This is a genomic window from Treponema phagedenis (genome assembly GCF_008153345.1).
Classification (GTDB): Bacteria; Spirochaetota; Spirochaetia; order Treponematales; family Treponemataceae; genus Treponema; species Treponema phagedenis.
In genome coordinates this window covers 765501-787496 of sequence record NZ_CP042818.1, presented here as the reverse complement: position 1 = coordinate 787496, position 21996 = coordinate 765501, and the positions used below count along the sequence as shown (strand labels likewise).

Below are 21996 nucleotides of genomic sequence, written 5' to 3'. Positions count from 1 at the left end.
CTCCTTGCAAAAAGATAGAAAATTATACCATGAGGAGCGAAAAAAAGAAAGCGGGAATTTATAAACCTCTTAGAATCTGATAAAAATAGAGTGTGATAAATTAAGAAAGTGAAGACAATGCAAGCATGTTTTTTTTGTATAAATTACTTTTAGTACTATCTTAAAAAACCGATTTGCAAAAAAAGATTTAGCTGCTATTAAAAAACAAGGGTCCCCGTAGTTATAACACGGTTACATGTTTAGTCCGTTGCTTATTTTAACCTAACGTTCTGTAAATTAACTTCCATTTCATGTTAATCGAAGCATCAATAATAACTGCTTGCAGATTCAACATCTCTTATGGTAAATTGCCACGGATGGCAAAACAATACAATTCCAAACGATGTTTAAAAGCATCAACAGCAAACTATAAAATTGAGGCTTTTAAACTCGCAAGCAGCTAAAGCTAGCAATTCCAAGGGTTCGCCCTTGTGCTGGACTCTTTTTTTAATACATTTTACCAAAAACATAAAAAATTTTATAAAAAAGAGTTCGACACGGCGCAACGGTGAGCAATTTACCATAGGAATGCTTATAGTAAGGGCTTGGCGACAGCCCTTAGACCCTAGGAAATTCCAAACGATGTTTGAAAACTACCGCTACTATAAAATAGAAGTTTTCAAACTCGTAGGCGAAGTGAAAACCGGAATGTCAACACTTTGCCCGTGCTGCTGGCGCAGGGCGGTTGCGCTTATGCTTCGCCGCGATCCTGTCCCCTTAACCCCGCCGTTAGAAATGTAAATTTCAGCACGGGCACGGACGCCCGTGGTTCCAAACAGAAGCGATGTTTTAAAACAGGGTATTTGCAAAGTTTTAAAACTCGCAGGTTTGGTTTTGACACGGACGTCAAAACCAAACCTGCGCTCTTTTCTGTAAATTTTCTACAAATTATACAAAATACACTATAACTCGAGTTATCAATAAAACGCTGCACAAGCAATAAACGTGTTTTGAACAAACAAAGAATTTAAAGCTCAAGGCTTTTTAAGTTTTGGACACCGAGTTGTAAGATTATCGGCAGAAGAATAACGGTTAAGAGCCCCGGCAAGAAAATCAGCAGCACCGAAGTCAATATGAATGATGAGCTTATTACCGCCAAAAAAAATAAGAGCCCCGGAAGAGTTAATGAAATAAAAAAAGAGATGAGTCTATTGATATTCCGTTTCATTACCAAAGTCGGATTATCCCAATACAGGAACGGGCGGGCGATATCGATGTATAAGTCTATCACCGTTAACAAAGCGGCGAGCGCAAGTCCGCTTGCAGCCCCGAAAAAGATTTCCGCAATTGAAGGGAATAAGAGTAAAGACCAGAAAGCAAGAGAAACCGCAGTTGCAATTAAACTGAAAATAAAGCCGTGAATGAATTTTGCCAAAAAATATTGTTGCCACGAAATCGGCAAACTTTTGATGACGGCAAGATTTTTTGCGTCACGAGAAACTGCGGTTAAAGCAATTTGCGTGCTTGCCGAAAGAAAGGCGGCACTAAGTCCTATTATAATTCCGGAAAGCCCTTTCAATTCCGCATTATGCAAAACCGCGATAAAATCCGCCGAGCCTCTTGCAAGTATAGGAATTGCTATTATTAACGGAAAGAGGATAATCGAAAACGGCCCGCCAAAAAGAAATGCGGGTTCTCTATTTAAACTGATTATTTCCCGATACACAAGAGTGCGCATAAGCGAATGCCGGCACAGTTTTTTTTGTATAAAATCATGCACTGTTTCCTTTTGCAGTTTTTTCACGTTTTGCGCGGAAAAGCCTGGCAGTGTTTTTGCATGTCGATTTGCAAGCAGTACAAGCAACATAGGACTTGCTACTCCGATTGCGATAAGCCCAAACAAAGGCGGCAAAGCCGTCAAAATATCATCGGCGGTTAACAAGTCCGCGGCAAAGCCGATTGGCAAATACCATTCAAACAAATTTGAAACGCTTTGCAGTTTTTGCGCAAGGGCTGCAGCTTGCTCGGCTTTTGCAGAAAGATGAATAAACCGTGTTGAGCCGAATTGAATAAGAAACTGTATGCCCACTGCAAAAATCAGAGTTATCGACATGGAAAATATTTTTATCAGTTTCTTGTTTTTTAAAAATGAAAGGCATGAAAAAACGCAGATATGCACTGCATAACAAAAACCAAGTATCGGCAAGGGTAATACAATTGTGGATAACACGGCTGCAAAATAAAAAAAAGCGGGAGGACTTTCAACAAAAGTATACACAATCGCCAACACCATAAACATAAAAAGTGAAAAACAAATTGAACGCAGGGCATGCACAGTATATTTTGCCAAAAGCACAATAGAAGGTTTTATCGGCAAAGATAAAATATACTCTTCTACCGCACCGGCATGATAGGCTGAAAGGATACTCAAAAATTCAAATACACATACAAACACTGAAACCGATAACGCATTTATCACAAATAATAAGCGTTGTTGATTTACTCGAGCTAACACATCATAAAGCTGCCAATTGAATACCACGGCGAGAAACCCTAAGCTCGCAAAAATATACACTAAAAACAAAGCAAACAGCACGAATGTTATAATTCCGGCTGGTTTTTTATCCGACATTCTTTGCAGCGTAAATCGCTTCAACGAAAATAAAAAGCCTTTATAAATGCAAATAAGTTTTATATAGATGGAAAATGACTGCTTCATAGTATCTCTTTTTTGTAAAACTGTTACTGGATTACTCGCGGCACGATCGCCTGCTCCGTGTAATCCTTTATACAAAGGGGATTTTTCTGAAAATAAAATCTTACGATTAACGGTATAATAGATGAGTTTTTTAATCAACTGGTTTAAAGAGAAAAAGCCGAAAGAGGTTTATACATGAACATTACGGTTTGAGATTCACAGAAAATCTGCTGTGCAAAAAGGTTCAAACCGTAATGGCATGCTTTAAAAGAATCGTTTATTATCTGCTTCGAGTTATTTTTTTCTTAAAAACCTTCCTCTACATCGGGTTCGGCAGAATTCGCTTCAGACTGATTTTCCAGTTCTTCAAATGTTTTATCGGTATCATCAATATCGAATTTATCAAAGTCGGCTTTTACCGCCTCCATCATTGCATCGATGTTTTCCTGCTTAAGGTATTCGATGACTTGTTTACATTGTGCGGGTGAAAAAGCCATCCGCATTGCAGGGCAGTTGTTACCGTCCGATGAAGCGGTTGTTGCGTTTCCAATAATAAAATACGGGCGCTTCGGAGTAATAAATTGATACTCAAACCGCACGGTCGGCATTGCCTCATGAGCGCCGCCCAGCACGCCCCAAGTGACAAGCATATCCGCCTTTCCGAAATATGCTTTCTTTTTATCATTTTCTTTTGTGAGTTTTTTCGCTTCATACTCTTCGATATATTTATTCATTGCCTCAATCATGGCTGCTCTGCCTTCGGCAGTAAGGTCAACCCAAATATTATCGCCCATAAATTTATGGTGCATTTGAACGAGGTTTGTAGTCGGTATAAATAGAAATGAAAAAACCTTCGGCGAAAGTTGCTTATTCACCCGATTCACGGTGTTAGCCCGTATTGCGCCGAGTTTTTGCATCGGGTAATTCGGTTCCGCAAGTTTTTCTTTTTTTGTGCTTGCGCAGGAAGAAAAAATTCCCGCCACACATATAAACGCAAAAATAATCTTATGTTTCATATAAACTCCTTGAAATTGCATTGCCGATAATTTTGATGTATTTACAGACAACTAAAAATTGTTATTCATAAGCAATTCCATACTATCAAAAAAAATAAAAATAAAAAAGGATACGCCTGATTTTGACACGACAAGAGCATGAACAATGGATTAGATTTTGACGTCCATGTCAAAATCTAATCTGCGAGTTTTAAAACTTTGCAAACCACCCTGTTTTAAAACATCGCTCCTGCTTGGAACCACCGCCGTCCATGGCGGTTCTGAAATTTACATTCCTCTGGTGCAGGGGTTAAGGGGACGCAAAGTCCCCTTAATGCGAAGCATGCGCCCCATTTGCTAAACCGAAGTTTTTTTACTATACTATAAATCATGGCAAAGAAAAAATCCGGAAGTTCCGCTTTCCGGTGTACGAATTGCGGATATACGCAGCCGAAATGGCTGGGACGCTGCCCCGATTGCGGCGAGTGGAATACAATGGAAGAAGTTTTTTTTACGGAAAGCGGTTCCGGAAGCGCACTGTCGAAGGTAAATGCCGGCATGGCGGTAAAACCCTTGCCGCTTGCCGCTGTGCAGGCTCAGGATACGGACAGACACTCCACCGGAATCAGCGAGCTTGACCGTGTGTTGGGCGGCGGCGCGGTGAAGCGCTCGGCGGTAATGATTGGCGGGGAGCCCGGTATCGGAAAATCAACCCTGCTGTTGCAAGCGGCTGCCGCAGCGGGGAAAAAGGTGCTCTATGTTTCGGGCGAGGAATCCCCCGGACAGATCAGAGGGCGTGCGGACAGACTGCATTTGCCGCTGAACAATATTGAGCTGCTTTGCACCGCTCGGGCGGAAGATATTGAATCCGCCTTAAATGCTCAAAATCCCGTCTTTGTTATTATTGATTCTATTCAAACAATCTTTTCTCCTCAGGCGGGAAGTATTCCGGGAACAATCAACCAGCTGAAATACTGCGCCGCAGAACTTATCGCCTGGGTAAAAGAGCGGGACTCAGTGCTTTTCCTTACCGCCCATGTAACCAAAGACGGCAGCATCGCAGGCCCGAAGGTGCTGGAACACTTGGTCGACACGGTAATTTCGTTTGAGCAAAATGAAGATGATATTCGCTTTTTGCGTGCCCTCAAAAACAGATTCGGCTCGGTTGACGAGCTTGGCATTTTCACAATGAGCGAAGACGGTCTTGCTGCCGTTGAAGACCCGTCCGGGCTTTTTATTACCGAGCGGCGGGGACAGCTGCCCGAAGGCTCAGCCGTTGCGCCCATCTGCGAGGGAAGCAGAGTGTTCATGGTGGAAGTACAGGCACTCACTGTTCCCGCAAAGGGAGCAGTTACCAGAGTTTTCTCCGATAAGGTTGATTCCGCCCGGGTAAGCCGCATTGCGGCGGTGCTTGAAAAACGGGTTGGACTGCGTTTTTCAGACCAAGACATTTATGTAAACGTTGCCGGCGGCATTCGCTTAAAAGAGCCGGCGGTTGACCTTGCGCTTGCAATCGCCCTGTATTCGGCGCGCTCAGGCTTACCTGCCCAATCGGAGGCAGCCTTTATCGGCGAGCTCAGTTTGGCGGGAGAAATACGTCCGGTAAAACGGCTCCCGCAGCGCATCAAAACCGCGCAAAGCCTCGGCTTTACAAAACTCTATGCGCCCCTTGCCCGCAATCAAACCGACACCGACCGCAACGACCTCATTGTTGTGGAAAGCTTAGCTCAAATACTCGCCCGTGCCTTCGCCGCAAACACACAAGACCCCGCACGCGGCTAGCACACCGGATTTAGCATAACTATGGTAAAAATCAGAACGGGCACGGACGCCCGTGGTTCCACGCAGAAATGAGTTTGAAAACTACCACAGCTATATAAATAGGAGTTTTCAAACTCATAGGTCAGTTTTTGCCATGGACGGTAAAAATTGACCCTTGCGCCGTGTCGAACTCCTTTTTATAAAATTTTTTACGTTTTTGGTAAGAAGTATTAAAAAAAATTAATCGGCTTATTAAAAAAACGCTGCACTAGCACACCGGATTTAAACATTCCTATGGTAAATTGCTCATCGATGGCAAACTCAGAATAAAAACTTAATGAATATTGATATAAAAATTTTTTATATATCGAATGCGGTCATTTGATTTTTCCCACCATTGACTTTGAGGAAATGTTTTTGTGACTGTTTGATACGCATCGAGGGCTAAACGAATATTTCTGTTCGGGCCGTTAAGCTCATACGCCTGTCCGCGCAAAAACCATGCTTCGTCTATTCGGTTTTCTGAAAAAACAAAAAACTGCTCTAAACTTGCCAGGGCACCGGCTGCGTTCCCTTCGGCAATTTGCTGTCTTACGCCGTCAAGATATTCCCGTGAATCTTTTTGCAAAGGATTTTCCCGAACCGGTGCGGGGCTGTTTTTTCTTTCGGTGTTTTCTTTAAATAACGGAGTAGTTTCGCTGCCACCTTCGGGTTTTTCAGTTTCTTTCGTATTATTCCCCAATGATTTATCGAGAATTAAAGGCGCAGGCGATTCTTTTTGCGTTGGCCGCTCGATATTTTTTTCCGCTAAAACTTCAGAAGTTTTTTCAGGCTGTTTATAATCGGGAGCGCGCACCGTCCGATCATTTTTTTCTTTAGCAGTATCAACCCGAACACTTAATGCATCGGGAATAAATTCATCGCTAAAAACATCATAACGAGAAAAATTCAGAATATAATCCCCTTCTTTGTCTGCAATAAACGTAAACAAAGAATTTTTATCTTCTATTTTTCGCTGTTGATATCTCAGGCCTATTTGTGCCGTTGTCTCTCCAATATATACCCATCCCTCTCCGGGATATACCACCGCCAGTTTTTGTCCCACGGTTATTTTCACTGATCGGGAAGGCTTCTCTTTTGCTTCGGGCGTCGGTGCGGGCTCTTCATATTGAGCGGGAGGAGTCGCAAGAAGTTCGGAGCGATCAGGGCTCCCTTCCGCTTCATATGTATCCGCAGCCTTTGCTACTTCAGGGTTAACAACAGGTTCCTTTTTCTCTTGTTTTTCTTTAATAGGTTTGGAAGCCCGCGTTTTTTCAATAGAAGCAACGGACTGTTTTTTCTCAATACGTGTAGATTTTTCCTCTTGCTTTTTTTTATCGGTATCTTTTTGTTTTGCCCGGATTTGTTTTGTTTTTTCTTCGACAGCCGATTTAGGCGGCGCGGATAAGTCCTCAGTGTTGGTTTTTACGGCAGTATCTTTTTTTTCTTCTTGAATATCCTCTTTTGCTGTCGATTCAGGCTTTTTTTCCGCAGCTTCGTTTTCAACAATCTTTGTAGAAGAATCCGTATGCAAGGGAACTTCCAGCATGGGCTCATCTTTTGCAACGGCAATATCCGGTTTTTCTTCAGTCTCCGCAGTAGGAAGCGCGGACGGCGCAAGTTCAATAGGCTCTGTTTTCTTTATAGCCTCAAGCGCCGGTTCGGATGTAGTATCCGCACCTGAAGGAGCAGACTCCTGTTCTTGTTCCTGTTCCAGCTCTTTCAATGCCATTTCCGCTTGTGAAGTTCGCTTTTCTTCAAGCTCTTTATGGACTATTCCTTGAGCAGTATCCTTCACACTCTCTTTTTTTTGATGTGTTACACAGGCAGAGACACACAGCAAACCAAAAATACAAAAACTTATACGAATTGTTTTTCTCACGGTACCGCCTCCATCAGCTCTTTTATTTGCTTTTCATTTTCCTTATGCAAGTCTTCCATTTCCTCTTTTGTAGGAGTTTCATAAAGCTCTTGTATTTCTTCTTCGTCCCAGTTCTTTTTTTGTTTTCTTGAAAATTCTATCGGCGGTAAAGACAATGGTTCTTCGGGAACTGCCATCAACGCAGGTGCTATTTTTACATTGATAATTTCTTCACCATCTGCAGTTTTCATGTTTTTTTTCAAGAAAAATACAATTAAAAAAATCAAAGCCGCAAAAAAAACAACCACCAAAGAAATAAGCAACTTTATCTTTTTTTTTGAAAACTTTTGGTTCATTTTTAAATCCTTCGCTATCGATTTTCCGTGTCTTCATCCGGTTCATTTTCTGAAAAATCATTTTCACTGACAAGCGATGAAGCTTCTTCAGAACGCTCCGACTCTTTTTCCGCACCGGCATCCGTGTCGGAATCGGTATTTATAACAGTATCGGCATTATTTTCGGTTTGCGTTTCAGAATTTAGTGTTTTACTTTGAGATTGAACCGTTTTTATACGCTTTGGCGGATGCGGTGGAATTACCACTCCTTCTTCAGGAGCGACATCTTCTTCCACAAAATCATCAGCCGAGTCAATTGCCGCTTTTCGTAAAAGTTCACTTTCATGGTCAAGCTTGATGGAAATTATTTTTGATACACCGGATTCTTCCATTGTAACGCCGAGCATGGTTTTTGCACCTAAAACTGTTTTTTTATTATGTGTGATAATAATATACTGGCTTATGTTGGCAAACTCCCGCAAAGCGGTAACAAAACGGATAACATTCTGCTCATCAAGGGCGGCATCAATTTCATCCAAAAGACAAAAAGGAGACGGCTTTACCATATAGGTTGCAAAAAGCAGGGCGACTGCCGTCATGGATTTTTCGCCGCCCGAAAGCAGTCCGATGTTTTCAAGTTTTTTCCCCGGCGGCTGCGCAAAAATATCGATTCCCGATTCCAACACCATTTTCGGATCGGTGAGACGAATCTCCGCCCTTCCGCCGCCGAAAAGCCTTCTGAACATATTATGAAAGTTTTTCTTTATCTTATTATATGTTGCTAAAAACAGTTCGGTTGACTCCGCTTTTATCTCATCGGTTATACGCTGCAAATCCGCTGATGCTTTTTCAAGGTCTGCAATTTGCGTATTCAAAAAATCATACCGCTCTTTTACTTCTTCAAATTCTTCAACCGCCATGAGGTTTACATTTCCAAGCGCTTTTACATGACTTTTACGTTCCGCAAGTTCTGTACGCAAATCCGAGGAAGATTTTTTTATCTTATACATTCGCTCCTCATATTCCATAAGCTCGCGCGAATATAATTCTCTAAAATTATCTTTTACGTTTTTTATCTCGGTTTCAAGCTGTGCGGATTCCAAGTGATATTTTTCAAGCGAGGTTTGAACCTTGCTCATTTCAGCGGTAAAACTTTGCAATTTTTTTTCTTTTGAGGATAAAAGAGAGTTTTTTGAGCCGATCTCTTTTTCCAAGTTTTCAAGCGACTCGGTGAGTTGTCTACCTTTCCGCTCTATTGAGGCAATCTCTCCTTCAATTTCCAAAAGCTGTTCTTTTACTTCATCAAATCGTTTTTGCTCGCTAAAGATTTCGTTTTCGATATCTTTTAAAAGCCCTTCTTGATTGGTAAGCTCACGCCGAATAAGAGTAGCTTGCCGCTCTGCAGCCTCCGACTCTGCACGCATTTGCGCCCTATTAATTCGCAGCTCTTCAAGTGTTTTGCGGTATTCGGCTATTTTTATTGCAAGTTGAGAATTCTCCGCATTCAAGTTAAGGATTTGACTCCGCTTTTCTTCAATTGTTTGTCTATTTTCTGCTATTTGAGAATCAATGTTTCGTTTTTTGGTAATAATTCCTTCCGGAGCAAGGAACTCATCAATAAAGTTTGCAGAGCTTTTTTTATATTCTTGCAAATCTTTTTCAAGTTGTTCAATCAATGAAAGAATTTCGGAAAAGGTTTCAACTGCGGAAATTGCAAACTTTTCTCTTTCTTTTTCAACCATTTGCTGCACGGTGGCAAAATCGGAAAAAATGTTTTTACGCCCTGTAGCAAAAATCCGCAGTTTACCGATTGTTTCGAACAAACGTTCTTCCGTTTCCGTTTTTGCCTTCGCCGAATAACCGGCAGCGGAAAGCTTTTTATCAAGTTCGGTTACAATATCTTCGGTAATTTCGCGCAGCGCTTCTTCAAGTTTTGCCCGCTTTCCGTTTAAGTCGGTAATCTCTTCTTCGAGTTTCGCAGCGGCGGTATCATTTGCGGTTATTTTACCACTTGCCAACCTAATGTTTTCTTCAAAAGAAGCAATATTTTTTTCTATTGCCGCCGCCGCAGCCTTAAGCTTGAGAATGGTTGCTTCCTGTTCATCAATATTTTCTCTCAGTTCTTCAATACGTTCTTCAATAGAGCTTTTCCGTACTTCCAACTGCCCGATTTTTGTTTTTAATTCGCTTTGACGCTGCGCATGCAGCTGTGCTTCATTTTGTTTTGCCTTCTGCTCAATAGCGAGTCCGTAAATTTCTTTATGAAATCCGTCAAGCTTTGTTTCCATTGCGTTAATTTCATCCATATTTTCAGAAAGGAGCGCATGAATTGAGTCAATTTCAGCCTGTAAAGAATCGCGCTTTTCTTTTGTCGCTTTAATATTTTCAGATCGCTGCGCATGATTATCAACAAAACCTTTTAAGCGCAAGAGATTGATATCAAGCTCATCTTCAAATATTTCATCTTTTAATTTACGATATCGTTTTGTTTGCTCTGCTTGTTTTTTTAATGTTTCATAGCTTTTACTTACTTCCTGTAAAATGCCGTCAATCTGACGCATGTTTTCCTGCGTCTTTTCCAATTTTCGCTCAGCTTCCATTCTGCGGATTTTAAATTTAGTGATCCCCGCAGCTTCTTCAAAAAGATAGCGCCGATCTTCCGGCTTGCTTGAAAGAATCTGGTCAATTTTTCCCTGTTCCATCACCGAATAGGCAACCTTCCCTACTCCGGTATCCCAAAAGAGCTCGCGTATTTCTTTTAGTTTTGCAGGATTGTTATTAATAAAATATTCACTTTCGCCTGAACGGAAAAGCCGCCGTTTGATTGCAATTTCAGGTATATCAAGATCAAGAATTCCTGTTTCATTGCTGATTGTAAATGTAACCTCCGCAACATTCAAAGGCTTACGGGTTTCGGTTCCGTTAAAAATAACGTCTTCCATTTTATCCGCGCGAAGTGTTTTAGGGGACTGCTCGCCTAAAACCCATTTTATTGCATCAACTACATTACTTTTTCCGCAACCGTTTGGACCGAGTAATGCGGTAATACCTTCAGAAAATTCAATTCGCGTGCGATCTGCAAAAGATTTAAATCCGAATATTTCAAGTGATTTTAAGAACACGATTGGAAAGACCCCTTATCTTTTTGAGATTACGACAAAGTTTTAATCTCTGTGTGCTTTGATATCCAGTGCATATAATACAATTTTTTATCCACATTTTCCTATAATACACTTTCTATTGAAAATTGTCAGTAGGTATAAAGAGTTTTATTACTCTTTAAAAAATTATAAAAATACCGATAAAGAAATTATGAAAACAATTTTATTTGAGCAAGATAATAAAATTCGAAATTTTTTATATAAACATCTCTACAAAAATAAAATTCCTGCACTTCATGCTTTTTCTTTATCCGAGCTTTTATTCTATTTTGATAATATTGAAAAAATATTGCTCATAACTTCAAAAGAAAACCTTAACCAATATGTTTTACATATTCATGATATTGCGCATATACAAGTAAAAAAACTCATGACCCTTCCTTATAGTTTTTCCGATCAGTTGTTTAAGCTTGAAGAGATACATACTATTGATTTGTCTGCAGATACAGCAGATCTTACGTCACACGAAAAAATAAAAATTGAAAACCTTAAAAAAATTTTAGCGGCTGTTCAAAATGAGCACCACCAAAAAAAAGACACCAGTGAGAGTGTTGCCGAAAAAAAACTCCCTTATCCTACTTTGTCAACCAAATCATTTACTTATATTGAGGATTTCAGTAAATGTTTAAAAGGAAATATGAAAAAAATTCTAGCAGTACTTTTAGATAACCCGCAAGGAATAAACGGGCATCAAATAAACAACAGAATTTTTAATAATGATAAAACTAAAGAAAGACAAATTCTATATACAAGTATACATAGACTCAGAGAAAAATTAAAAAATTTTAGACACGGGAACTATACGATAATTTATTTTGATAAAAAATATTATCTCATTAGCCTGAAATAAAAATCAGATCCAATGATTTCAGCTTGCAGTTAGCATCGGTTCGCATAAATATTATAGGCAACACAAAAACCAGTACAGCGTTTTTTTGATAATTCAATTATTTTTCTTACCACATCTTACAAAAATCATAAAGAGTTTTATAAAAAAGAGTTCGATACGGCGCAAGGGCGAACCCTTGGAATTTCTACCTTTAGTTCGCCTACGAGTTTTACCTGCTTACGCTGGAGTATCAGGCAAAACATCGTTTGGAATTGAGCAACGGTGAGCAATTTACCATAGGAATCCTTAAATCCGCAAGCACTTATCGCTGATACTCTGATTTCTATAACAGGAATTTAATTACAAAACGTTATACGAGAGAAAGCTACTAAAAAATGATGTTATAGAGGCTCCCATATAATCCGATATTTTTATAAAAAACGGATTATATGGCTGCAAGAAAACTACTCTGTTTGAAAAATTGCTTCAAACCGAATAAATTTTTATTTTGCTAAAACGTTTGAAATGCGCTCAAGAACCTTTTTTCGATCAAGCGGCTTAACAATATAGTTTTTAGCACCTAAAAGAAGAGCTTTTTTTACTAATTCTTCTTTTCCAAGAGCGGAAATCATTACAACTTTCGCATTTTTATCAAAATCCATTATTTGCTCTAAAGCCGTAATTCCATCCATTTTTGGCATGGTTATATCCATTGTTACAAGATCTACATTAGGGCACATTGCTTTATATTTTTCAACGCCTTCTAAGCCATCTGCTGCTGTCCCTGCAACCTCATACCCTTCGCTAGTCAAAATTTGACCTATTTGTTTTGAAACAAATATGGAATCATCAACCACCAGTACGCGGTAGCGTGTCCCGTCAGGTTTTTGTCCATCAGGTGCGCGATCATTAATTGTCGGAAAATCTTGTTTGGAAATCATACTATTTTCTCCTATACTCTGTCACGAACAGCGACATTAATTTCTACTTTGCCTTGAGAGGTTTCCATCGGCACTATTAAAGCTTCAATATCATTGTTTGATATTTCCATATTATCTCCGGTAAAAAGAGCCGGAGGGGTAAGATCAAATTTAAAACCCAAATCATGCAGTTTTGTAACAGCCTGAGCGGTAATAAGGTTTGCCAGTTCTGTAACCGTTGCCCTTGCAAGCTCATCAAAGGTTGCAAGCTCTTCACCATTCATTGCGGAGGCAATATTTAAGGCAGTAACGCCGGTCATATCAAAGATAACACGTCCTTCAACATCCCCTGCAAGCCCTACAATAGCCGCAACACCCATAACCGGCATACAACTTGATTTCAGGTATAAATCACCTCTTTTAATTTCCCCCCCCAAAACTTGAGACAAAATATTATAGGCTGCCTCACTAAACGGGTTGATATACTCTACACGCATTAAAAACTCCTTATAGTTGTGTTTCTATTATAGAATTTTGATGATTCGGTAAAACCGATTCATAACATTCTTAAATCCCAACAAATACTACACATTCGAAAAATTCTAAAAGCCACTATATTTTATTATTCCTTGCTAAAAATAGCAAGCCCCCCGGCTTCCGCTCGCAACCAGCCTTGCTGGCGCGGCATTACTTCATTTTGCCCGAGTATAACCACACCCGTTGTCTTAAGCTTTTCTCTAAACTCTTGTAACATTTCCGACTGCAAAGAAGCCGACATAAATGAAAGCACATCTCGCGCAAGTATAATATCGATGTCAGGGACAGTATTTTGATGCGCACAATCATGATATTCAAATAAAATCATGTCTTTAATTTCACTTGAAAAAGTATATGCACCGCTTACGCCTTTTACAACATAAGGGCGATACATTGAAGATATTTTTTCTTCAGGGATCGTAAGCATCGGAGCATTTGAGATTGCCAAAAGGTCGGAATCATTTGCATAAATTCTAACAACAGAATTCGGGTACTTTTTCTTTAATAAAACGGCAAAACTGTATGTTTCATACCCTGATGCACAGCCGACATTCCAAACATTGATAATCTTATTGCTATTTTCCGGTAAAATTTCTTGCACGGATTTTGCATAATTCTCAGACCAAAATTGTTTTGTATGAGGAGATAAAAACGTACTTAAAAACTCTTTCACATCATCTTCATTTTGCAGCTGTGTATCTCCTGAATCCCGAAGCTCTCGCCATTCAAGATATCGCTGACGCAGCCAATCATCATTAATAGAACTTGCATAAAATTTTCCGAAAGCAGCAAGTGTATCACTAATAAAGCGAATATCAAGACTTTCTTCCGATTGCTGAGATGCTACATTGCTTTCAGGAACCGTTTGAGGAAGAATTTCCTGCCCCTTAAATTCGGCAGACACTTTCTCTTCCTTTGTTTTTGAAGCAAAAATTCTATTTACATCAAGAAGAATATACAATCTTCCTGCATTTTCGACGACTCCGTGAATATATTTAATATTAATATCGCCGAAAATAGGATGCGGCGGCTGAATAGTATGTGAAGAAACGCCGACAACTTTGTCAATATGGTCAACAACTACGCCAAAGGTTTGATCTTCGACAGTAATAATAACCATACTTTCCATACTGTTTTTTTCTCTTTTTTTAACAGAAATATTAAAAAATATTCTCAAATCAATAATAGGAATAATGTCTCCACGCAGATTATATACGCCGATTACAAAGGGCGACGTGTTCGGAACATAGGTAAAATTGTCCGCCTTAGCGATTTCTTTAACCTGCATAATATCGATGGCATAATCTTTTCCTGCAAGGGAGAACGTTACCATTTTAAAGTCTATTACCGCAAGCTGCTCACGCAAAGCATCACTGTAATTTTCCTGCGTAATCTCGTTTGTGTTTATATTAGCATTTATATTTTCCATAACTACCTCTTACCAAGCGGATGCTTCTCGCTGTTCTCTTGCGCGAATTTCCTGCTGCATACCAAGCTCCAACAATCGACTTACATCAATGATAAGCGAGACAGAACCGTCACCTAAAATTGATGCTCCGGCAATTCCGGGCGAACTGGTAAACTGATCCTTCAAAGGTTTGATAACAACATCTTCCTCTCCAATAAGGCTGTCAACCATTAAACCGACTTTTTTATCAGCAGTACCTACGATAACAATGTAATGATAATCGTCTTCCAGAACTTCATCTGAAGCAATTCCAAACAGGCGATTTAACCGCAACAAGCTTATTACCTCATCGCGCACATTAAACACCTCATAATTATCAATGCGACTGATATCTTCAACCTTTACCCGATGACTTTCAATAACCGAGGTGATGGGAATAGAGTAAACCTCTTCTCCAACCCTGATAAGCAAGCCTTGAATAATGGCCAAGGTAAGCGGCAGTTTAATAATAAACCGAGTCCCTAAATTCGGCTCGGAGTTAACCGTTACAGTACCGTTTAATTTTTCAATATGAGTTTTTACCACATCCAAGCCGACACCGCGTCCGGAGACACTTGAAACCTTTTTCGAGGTTGAGAAACCAGGAGCAAAAATCAGCTGGAATGCTTCAATGTCAGTGAGATTTTTTCCCGGGTGAAGAATTCCTCTCTCCACAGCCTTGGCTTTTACCGAGTCAACATCTATTCCATGCCCGTCATCTGAAATCTCGATAACGATCATATTCCCCTCATTGCTAGCTTTTAACAAGAGCGTTCCCTGCTCTGGTTTTCCAAACTTTTTACGAACTTCAGGAGTTTCAATACCATGGTCAAGGGAGTTTCGCACACAGTGCATAATCGGATCCAAGAGATCTTCAACAACGGATTTATCAAGTTCGGTGTCTTCACCCTCAATTACTAATTGGACATTTTTCTTTAAATCTTTTGACAGATCCCGAACAACGCGCGGAAAACGGCTAAAAATCTGGCTGATCGGAACCATGCGGATTTTCATAACCCCTTCTTGCAACTCTCCGGAAATACGCCCAAGATTTTGAGATGCGGAGCGGAATTTTGTTACGGAAGATTTTAAGTTCCCTTCAAAACCTGAAAACACATCAAGAATACCGAGATAGTCGGAAGAAACCTCTTTTTTAATGCTATTTATATCTACACCGTTTTGAATTTTCTCAAGATAAGTCGGCATTTTATCAATGAATTTACGGAGTTTTTCTTTATATCCCGCGTTTGCGGTTTGGAACATTGTATACAACTCATTAAATTCTATTGAACTTTGGTTTAAAGCGGCTTTTGTAATAACGGTTTCACTAACCAAATTAAGCAGGTAGTCAATACGCTTTGCATCAACACGCAAAATTGCCCCTGCTGTATGAGAAGAGCCGGTTTGTGCATGCGAAATCTTCACCATCGCTTTTTTAGGAGCGTCCGGCGCAGCTTTAGCACTTGCAACTTTCTCTTGAGCCGGTTCTTTAGCAGTTTCTTTTACGGGAGCAGGAGTAGGAGCGGGAATAGGCTCCAAATCAGCCGAAAGAGAAACCTCAATCACTTCTACTGTAAGCGTTACATCGGGGATAAAAGCGGTTTCTTCAATGCTCGCTTTGTTGTTTCCCGAAGCAATAAAATATACAACATATTCCTGAAATATATCTTCATACAAAGCATCAAAATCAGGAACTGTTTTTAATACGGTGCCTACCTGTTTTAATGTGGCAAAGACTTGGATGCCTCCAACCGTATTCATTAAATTGGACTCATCAAAGTGCACTGTTATCGCATAAAGCTTTTGTCCCGAAAGAAGCGCATCCTTTATTTCGAGCATTTCATATTCTGAAAGAAGAGATGCGGGTGATTCACCTAGAATTTTTGATACCTCAGTTTTTGCAACTTTCTTTTCGCTGCGAGGCTTAGGAGTTGCCGTCTTATTCGCACTAACACTCTCCGACTTTCCGGGAATATACGAGCGAATTAGATTTAGCAAATCGGAAACATCATCACTATATACGGTTCCTTCAGCTCGAGCTGCAAGCATTGCCTTAATTACATCAAGCGAGGTCAAAAGCGTGTCAACAACCGGCTCATTAACCTTTACCGTTCCCGACCGCAATGCGTCCAAGAGATCTTCCATCGCGTGAGTAAATGTCGAAAGCTCTTGCATTTCGACGGTAGCAGATCCGCCTTTAAGCGTATGGGCAGCCCGAAAGATTTCATCAATAGCCTCATGGTTATCGGGATCTTGTTCAATAACTAAAATATTGCTTTCAAGCTGCTCTACCTGCTGCTCTGCTTCGCTGAAAAAATCTTTCAGCAACTCTTCATTATTAATATCAAGGTAATCACTCATACTACAATTTTATACGGTTTTTAAGATTAGTCAAGATCAAAATATCTTTTTTGTTAATGTTGTCCATAAAACATACGATAAATTTTCTCTCTTTTTGATTTGATTCAAATTTTTACTTCTTAACTATTCCTTTAGATACCTTTTGTGATGCCTTTTCCAGTATAACGTTTTTTTTTGATAACTCGATTATTTTTCTTAATGCATTTTATACAAATCGTAAAAAATTTTATAAAAAAGAGCCCGACACGGCGCAACGGCGAAGTTTTGAAAATTTACTGTAACTTCGCCAGCGAGTTTTAAAGCTTCAATTTTACAAAATAGTGTTGATGCTTTAAAACATCGTTTGAAATTTAGCAACGGTGAGCAATTTACCATAGTAATGCTGAACCTGCAAACCCTTTTTGTTGATACTCCGATTTTTATAACAGGAAGTTAATTACAAAACGCTACACTAGTTCAGTATTTTTAAAACTTTTGGATAACAGTTCGGAAAGAAACTTTTACAAACGAGCCTAATTTTTACAGATGCTTTATAATTCTATTTTGAAGCTTATAACTGCAGAGTTACATAAAAAGAAAGCCCGCTCAATATAAAATCAACTGGTAAACCTTGCCGCTTATTTTGTAAATTTTCCGGAAAAATTTGTGAATCCGGCAACTGCTTTTGAAGCTTTTTCGGAAGCAAGGGAATAGGAATTATTTTTCGCCAAGAAACGGTAAGCTGTTCATTTAGGCGATAAAAACCGGAAGCGGTAAATACCAATAAATGAGTATTTTTTAGCGCTGAACCTATTTGTTCCTGCTTTACCTCTTTTCCTTTAAAAAGAAAATTTTTTTTCTCTTTTGAGTGCAGTGCATCTTTTTCCTGCGAAGCAATAACCGAGTACAGATCCGTTTTTATACGAACTCCGAAAAATTCCCGCGTATATGAATACTCAAACCCACACCCGAAGCCAAAACTTTCGAGCAAAAACTGTCGGTTATAAAATGAGTACGGAAATAAAAAATAACCTTGGTTTTTCGCCGTAAGATGAATATTCGCCTTTGCTGAAAGAGAAAAAAAACCGAATCCTGCGGAAAAACACGAATCATTATTTGCATATAATGTGGATCTATTATTCGCCGTAATTATTTGCCCGTCGGCAAATAAAAACGGTTCGTCTTTTGTATTTTGCACTTCCCCATTGACTTGTATAACATGCAGGGTAAAACGATAATAATCGCTTGCATGCATGCGCCATACAAATGCGGATAGTTTTTCAAAAACCGGTTTACCGATAAATGCGCCGAAATCATAACTACCGAAAGCAGCCTTACCCCAATACCAATCAAAAGCAGCACTTCCGGTTATTTGAGGAAAAGGCACGGAAAAACCAAGATGAAAAAACCGGCTTGGAGATTTTTCTTCCAGCCGAACGATATTTTTCAAAGGAAGTTCAAGAAAGTGTAGGTAATTATCGGCTATACCCGCATGTAAACCGATCCCATACAACTGTGTTTTAATATCGACATACTGAAATCGGTTTAAAGCACCGCATTTTTCAATTGTGGAAATAACGGAATTGCCGCCTACAATAATCGAAGTTTCTCCTTCAGGATATAAAAACTGCGTGTAAAATTTAAACGATGGCGCAAAGACAACTTCTTTTTTATTATTTGCAAAAAGAATAAACTGATTATAACTGAGCTGCGATACCGCAGAGACAAGAGAAAAACAAGCAAAGAAAATCGGGATAAAAAGCTTTTTCATAGAAGTAGGACTTCCCTAAAAGCAGGGAAGTCCCTTTTTAGATTACCGAATTTTATCGTTACGGCAATTATTTGTTCTTATAAAATTCCTTTAACGTATCGGCAAAATCCCCGATATCTATCTGTATATCTTTAAATACATTACCGTTTTTATCCTTTAACTCTACAATATCGTTAGGCAGCGTAAACGTAATACAGGGGCGATTTCTTTTACTAGTAGAAATCTTAGGCTTATTGCCGTCAAGTTCAAATAGGTTTTCTATCTTAAGAGCGCCCGGTGTAAACAATGTACCCATGTTAATGGTGAATTCAGTAAATTCCGTCTGTAAATAGTTATTTTCGCCCTGCAGCATGTCTACGGTTCCGCCGTTTTTAATAGCATCGCGAGTCGATTGAACAAGCCCCTTTATATATCCATAGTCTTTTTCTACTTTGTCTTTTGCATCCTGCGGCATATTAGAGTCTGAGAGGAAACTGTCATACATAGCGACCAGCAAGTCAAGTCCGGCAACAAAATCTTCTTTTGCCGCCCGCATTTTGTATGCATTTCTTGTTGTTAAAAAGCCGTTGGCGAGCGGATCCATTGCCTTTGAATATGTTTTCAGTTTGTCTTTAATCTGCGTATTAAATTCTCTGTTTTCCCAATTCGCTTTTAAGAACGAAAGGTCGGTGGTAAATTGATATGATTGCACAAATTCCATACCGCCTCGTGCAACCAGCAATCCGCCGACAACGCCTTTTATTTGTGCAGACTGTATAGAAAATCCGTCTTCACCGAGATGCTCTTCTAAATGAAGCAATTTGATCAATTTGCTCGGAATATCAACAGGTGTATCATCAAGGCTTTTCAGCACCTTCACCGCTTCTTCAAATTCTTTTCCGAATATAAGCCCGTACACCTCATCGATAAGCGAATCGGCGGAATTTGCATACCGTTCCACGATAATCGCCAGTAATTTCATTAAGGGGCGCATATCTTTATACCAGTCGGCGATAACCTTCACTTCGGGAAGGTATTCGGTATAAACCGCCTTATACTTGTACCACGTTTGGACACCAGCGCCTCTACTGTATTTTTTTGTTGCAGCGGGAATACTTCCTTCAGAAAAACCATCGAAGGGCACCATGTACGCACCATCATCCGCAAAGTTGTCAATTACAAGGGTAACGGAATTAAAATCATGCCAGCCCCGTCTTTCTTTCGGGTCAAGTTTAAGCAGTGCTTCATAGCTAGCCTTGTCGTCATAATCAAACCAGCCGTCTGTTTTATTTCCCTCTTCATCGGTAATGCCCCATGTATACACCTTCCATGAATTTGCCGTTTGCTTGCCCGCCGTATCTCCGCCATGGGCTTTTACATGTGCATTTACGCGTACATAATTATCATCATAACTACCGCTTGTATACTCGGTAAAAGCAGCTTTGTCTTTGTCTACAGGAAAGCTACTTTTATACTCCCTGTCAATATCCTTGAACCAATCCAAATTGATGAGGGCGTTCAGCCTGTTGGGATAAGCTTCTATTCCGAGCCTATTACGTATGAAACTAACGGTTTCAGGCTTAGTGCTTATTGCGGCAAGTCTGGTAAGCGCATAGTATATTTTTGTTTTATTATTTTTCTCATTCTTATATGCTTGTTCAAAACAGAAAACAGCCTCATCCCATGCGCTGTTTTCCAATGCTGTAATACCTTTTACAATCCAATCTTCGGCAGCAGGGGGGGGGGGGGTACATAGCGTCTTTAGGCGGTACAAGTTTTCCGCTTGAATCTTCTTTAAGAGGCGTAACAGTCGGTGTTGTTCCGCTTTTTATTCCGCCCGGCAATATTATGTCCGTCTTGTCTTTTAAAACTGTGGTTTTTTGGTTCTTTCCGCTCGAATCCGTCCATTCGATAAGATAGCCGTCCGCATTTTCTAATTCTTTCAAATTTTTCGGTATTATAATTTCACTGATCGAAGAAACAGTAGAATTTTCGGAATTCGGCGGTATAATCTTGCTTTCCGGAGGAGTTTCCGGTTTTTCGAGATGATTTTGTCCCTTACAAGAAACAAAAGACACTGATATAATAAGCATACCAAGCATCAACACTTTTGAAATAAACTGCATTTTTTCCGTTTTCCGCTTTTTCATCAAAAACTCCTCTAAATATAATTATTTTAAAATATTATCCTCCATTGCAAAAAAAAACGTCAAGCGTTTTTTAACCATATTTAAGTTTTTAGCTTATCAGTTTTAAATTTTAAAATCTGAAGACTTAGAGATTTTTTATAACCTGCACCATAATGACGTCTTTAAGGTAAGATTCTGTAGTTAGTTCCTTGTGTAATAATCAGCACATTAACAAGTATTTGCAGATTTAAGTATTACTATGGTAAATCGTTCCAGACGGCAAAACTCAGAACAAATTCAAACGATGTTTAAAAGCATCAACAGTAAATTACAAAATCGAAGCTTTAAAACTCGTGGGTTAGTTTTTGCCACGGACGTTAAAACCGTGTTTAAGCATTCCTGTGGTAAGTTTGCTCGCCGTTGCGCCGTGTCGAACTCTTTTTTATAAAATTTTTTACGTTTTGAGTAAGATGTATTAAAAAACGTTATATTAATCTATTTTTAACCCTTTGTCGGTGAAAATTTTTTTTGCCATTTCGTATTTTTCTTTGGGAAGCGGCGGAACCCCTTCCAGCGGGTAGGGTTTTCCCATTTGTTTCCATTTGTATACGCCGAGCGTGTGATACGGCAGTATTTCGGTGCGTTCAACATTGGGGAGCGTTTTTATGAATGAAGCGATTTTTTCAAGGTCTTCGGGCTTGTCGGTGATGCCCGGGATTACAACGTGTCTGATCCACATCGGCATGTTTATTTCGCAAAGGTACGCTAAAAAATTGAGGATCGGCTGCTGCGGCACGCCGGTCAGTTCAAGGTGGGTTTCGGGGTCTGCCGCTTTGTAATCTAAAAGCACAAGGTCGGTTACCTTTAGCGCTTCACGAACGGCATCGTTTAAATAAATTCCGGAAGTATCAATTGCGGTGTGTATGCCCTCTTTTTTGCAGAGTTTAAAAAGCTCGCATACATATTCGGGCTGCATAAGCGGTTCCCCGCCGGTGACGGTTACCCCGCCCGAACGGATGAACCGCTTGTACTTTATTATTTTTTCAAAGGTTTCTTCAGCTGTTTCTACAAATTTCGCATCTTTCTGAAACCACGTATCACAGTTATGGCAATATTTACACCGCAAAGGACACCCTTGTAGGAATACCACATAGCGTATTCCCGGACCGTCAACCGTGCCGAAGCTTTCGTGCGAATGAATAAGAGCCATAACTG

At 39.7% G+C, this 21996-nt stretch carries 16 protein-coding genes; 3 read left to right on the top strand and 13 right to left on the bottom strand.

Translation table 11 applies throughout. The annotated features are described in order from the left end of the window. The first annotated feature begins 621 nt into the window (after positions 1-621). Positions 622-780 (top strand): hypothetical protein, encoded by a 159-nt coding sequence (locus FUT79_RS14995; RefSeq protein ID WP_156009251.1) that lies wholly within the window; start codon positions 622-624, stop codon positions 778-780. Between the two features lie 226 nt (positions 781-1006). Here FUT79_RS14995 and FUT79_RS03395 read toward each other — a convergent pair whose 3' ends face one another. Together FUT79_RS03395 and FUT79_RS03390 are read right to left on the bottom strand one after the other, a co-directional pair. After that, positions 1007-2698 carry a hypothetical protein gene (locus FUT79_RS03395; protein WP_024752200.1) on the bottom strand — a complete coding sequence of 564 codons (1692 nt, stop codon included), beginning with the start codon at positions 2696-2698 and terminating at the stop codon, positions 1007-1009. 284 nt (positions 2699-2982) lie between these two features. After that, entirely contained in the window at positions 2983-3693 is a 711-nt protein-coding gene (locus tag FUT79_RS03390) for a hypothetical protein (protein WP_024752199.1), read from the bottom strand. A 369-nt stretch (positions 3694-4062) separates the two neighbouring features. Here FUT79_RS03390 and radA point away from each other — a divergent pair, with 369 nt between their 5' ends. Continuing rightward, positions 4063-5454, top strand: coding sequence for a DNA repair protein RadA (radA, locus tag FUT79_RS03385; protein WP_148889257.1), 1392 nt, complete (start codon positions 4063-4065; stop codon positions 5452-5454). Positions 5455-5767: 313 nt separating this feature from the next. Here radA and FUT79_RS03380 read toward each other — a convergent pair whose 3' ends face one another. From FUT79_RS03380 to FUT79_RS03370, 3 genes are read right to left on the bottom strand one after another with little or no spacing between them, the layout of a single operon-like run. Then, entirely contained in the window at positions 5768-7354 is a 1587-nt protein-coding gene (locus tag FUT79_RS03380) for a hypothetical protein (RefSeq protein WP_024752197.1), read from the bottom strand. Beyond that, complete coding sequence (locus FUT79_RS03375) at positions 7351-7689, bottom strand: hypothetical protein (protein ID WP_002696427.1); 339 nt, start codon at positions 7687-7689, stop codon at positions 7351-7353. The genes FUT79_RS03380 and FUT79_RS03375 overlap by 4 nt, the downstream gene beginning before the upstream one ends. Positions 7690-7703: 14 nt before the next feature. Next, entirely contained in the window at positions 7704-10790 is a 3087-nt protein-coding gene (locus FUT79_RS03370; RefSeq protein WP_024752196.1) for a chromosome segregation SMC family protein, read from the bottom strand. Between the two features lie 190 nt (positions 10791-10980). Between FUT79_RS03370 and FUT79_RS03365 the strand changes: the two genes are divergently transcribed. Then, entirely contained in the window at positions 10981-11679 is a 699-nt protein-coding gene (locus tag FUT79_RS03365; RefSeq protein WP_148879187.1) for a hypothetical protein, read from the top strand. A gap of 482 nt (positions 11680-12161) precedes the next feature. On the opposite strand, the gene FUT79_RS03360 is transcribed toward FUT79_RS03365, so the two are convergent. From FUT79_RS03360 to pflA, 8 genes are all read right to left on the bottom strand, one after another. Next, on the bottom strand, positions 12162-12599 hold the full coding sequence (locus FUT79_RS03360; RefSeq protein ID WP_002696434.1) for a response regulator: 438 nt from the start codon (positions 12597-12599) through the stop codon (positions 12162-12164). Positions 12600-12610: 11 nt separating this feature from the next. Beyond that, the gene (locus FUT79_RS03355) at positions 12611-13075 is read right to left on the bottom strand and encodes a chemotaxis protein CheX (RefSeq protein ID WP_002696436.1); all 465 of its coding nucleotides are present in this window, start codon (positions 13073-13075) and stop codon (positions 12611-12613) included. Positions 13076-13200: 125 nt separating this feature from the next. Next, entirely contained in the window at positions 13201-14544 is a 1344-nt protein-coding gene (locus tag FUT79_RS03350) for a CheR family methyltransferase (protein WP_024752194.1), read from the bottom strand. A gap of 9 nt (positions 14545-14553) precedes the next feature. Continuing rightward, positions 14554-16923, bottom strand: coding sequence for a chemotaxis protein CheA (locus tag FUT79_RS03345; protein ID WP_024752193.1), 2370 nt, complete (start codon positions 16921-16923; stop codon positions 14554-14556). 550 nt (positions 16924-17473) lie between these two features. Next, entirely contained in the window at positions 17474-18673 is a 1200-nt protein-coding gene (locus FUT79_RS03335; protein ID WP_148889255.1) for a hypothetical protein, read from the bottom strand. Between the two features lie 67 nt (positions 18674-18740). Beyond that, positions 18741-20426, bottom strand: a complete 1686-nt coding sequence (locus tag FUT79_RS03330) for a hypothetical protein (RefSeq protein WP_148889252.1) — start codon at positions 20424-20426, stop codon at positions 18741-18743. Further along, positions 20329-20802 (bottom strand): hypothetical protein, encoded by a 474-nt coding sequence (locus FUT79_RS03325; RefSeq protein WP_148889250.1) that lies wholly within the window; start codon positions 20800-20802, stop codon positions 20329-20331. Before FUT79_RS03325 ends, FUT79_RS03330 begins: the two co-directional genes overlap by 98 nt. A gap of 469 nt (positions 20803-21271) precedes the next feature. Continuing rightward, positions 21272-21991, bottom strand: a complete 720-nt coding sequence (gene pflA / locus FUT79_RS03320) for a pyruvate formate-lyase-activating protein (protein ID WP_002696449.1) — start codon at positions 21989-21991, stop codon at positions 21272-21274. Positions 21992-21996 lie beyond the last annotated feature (5 nt).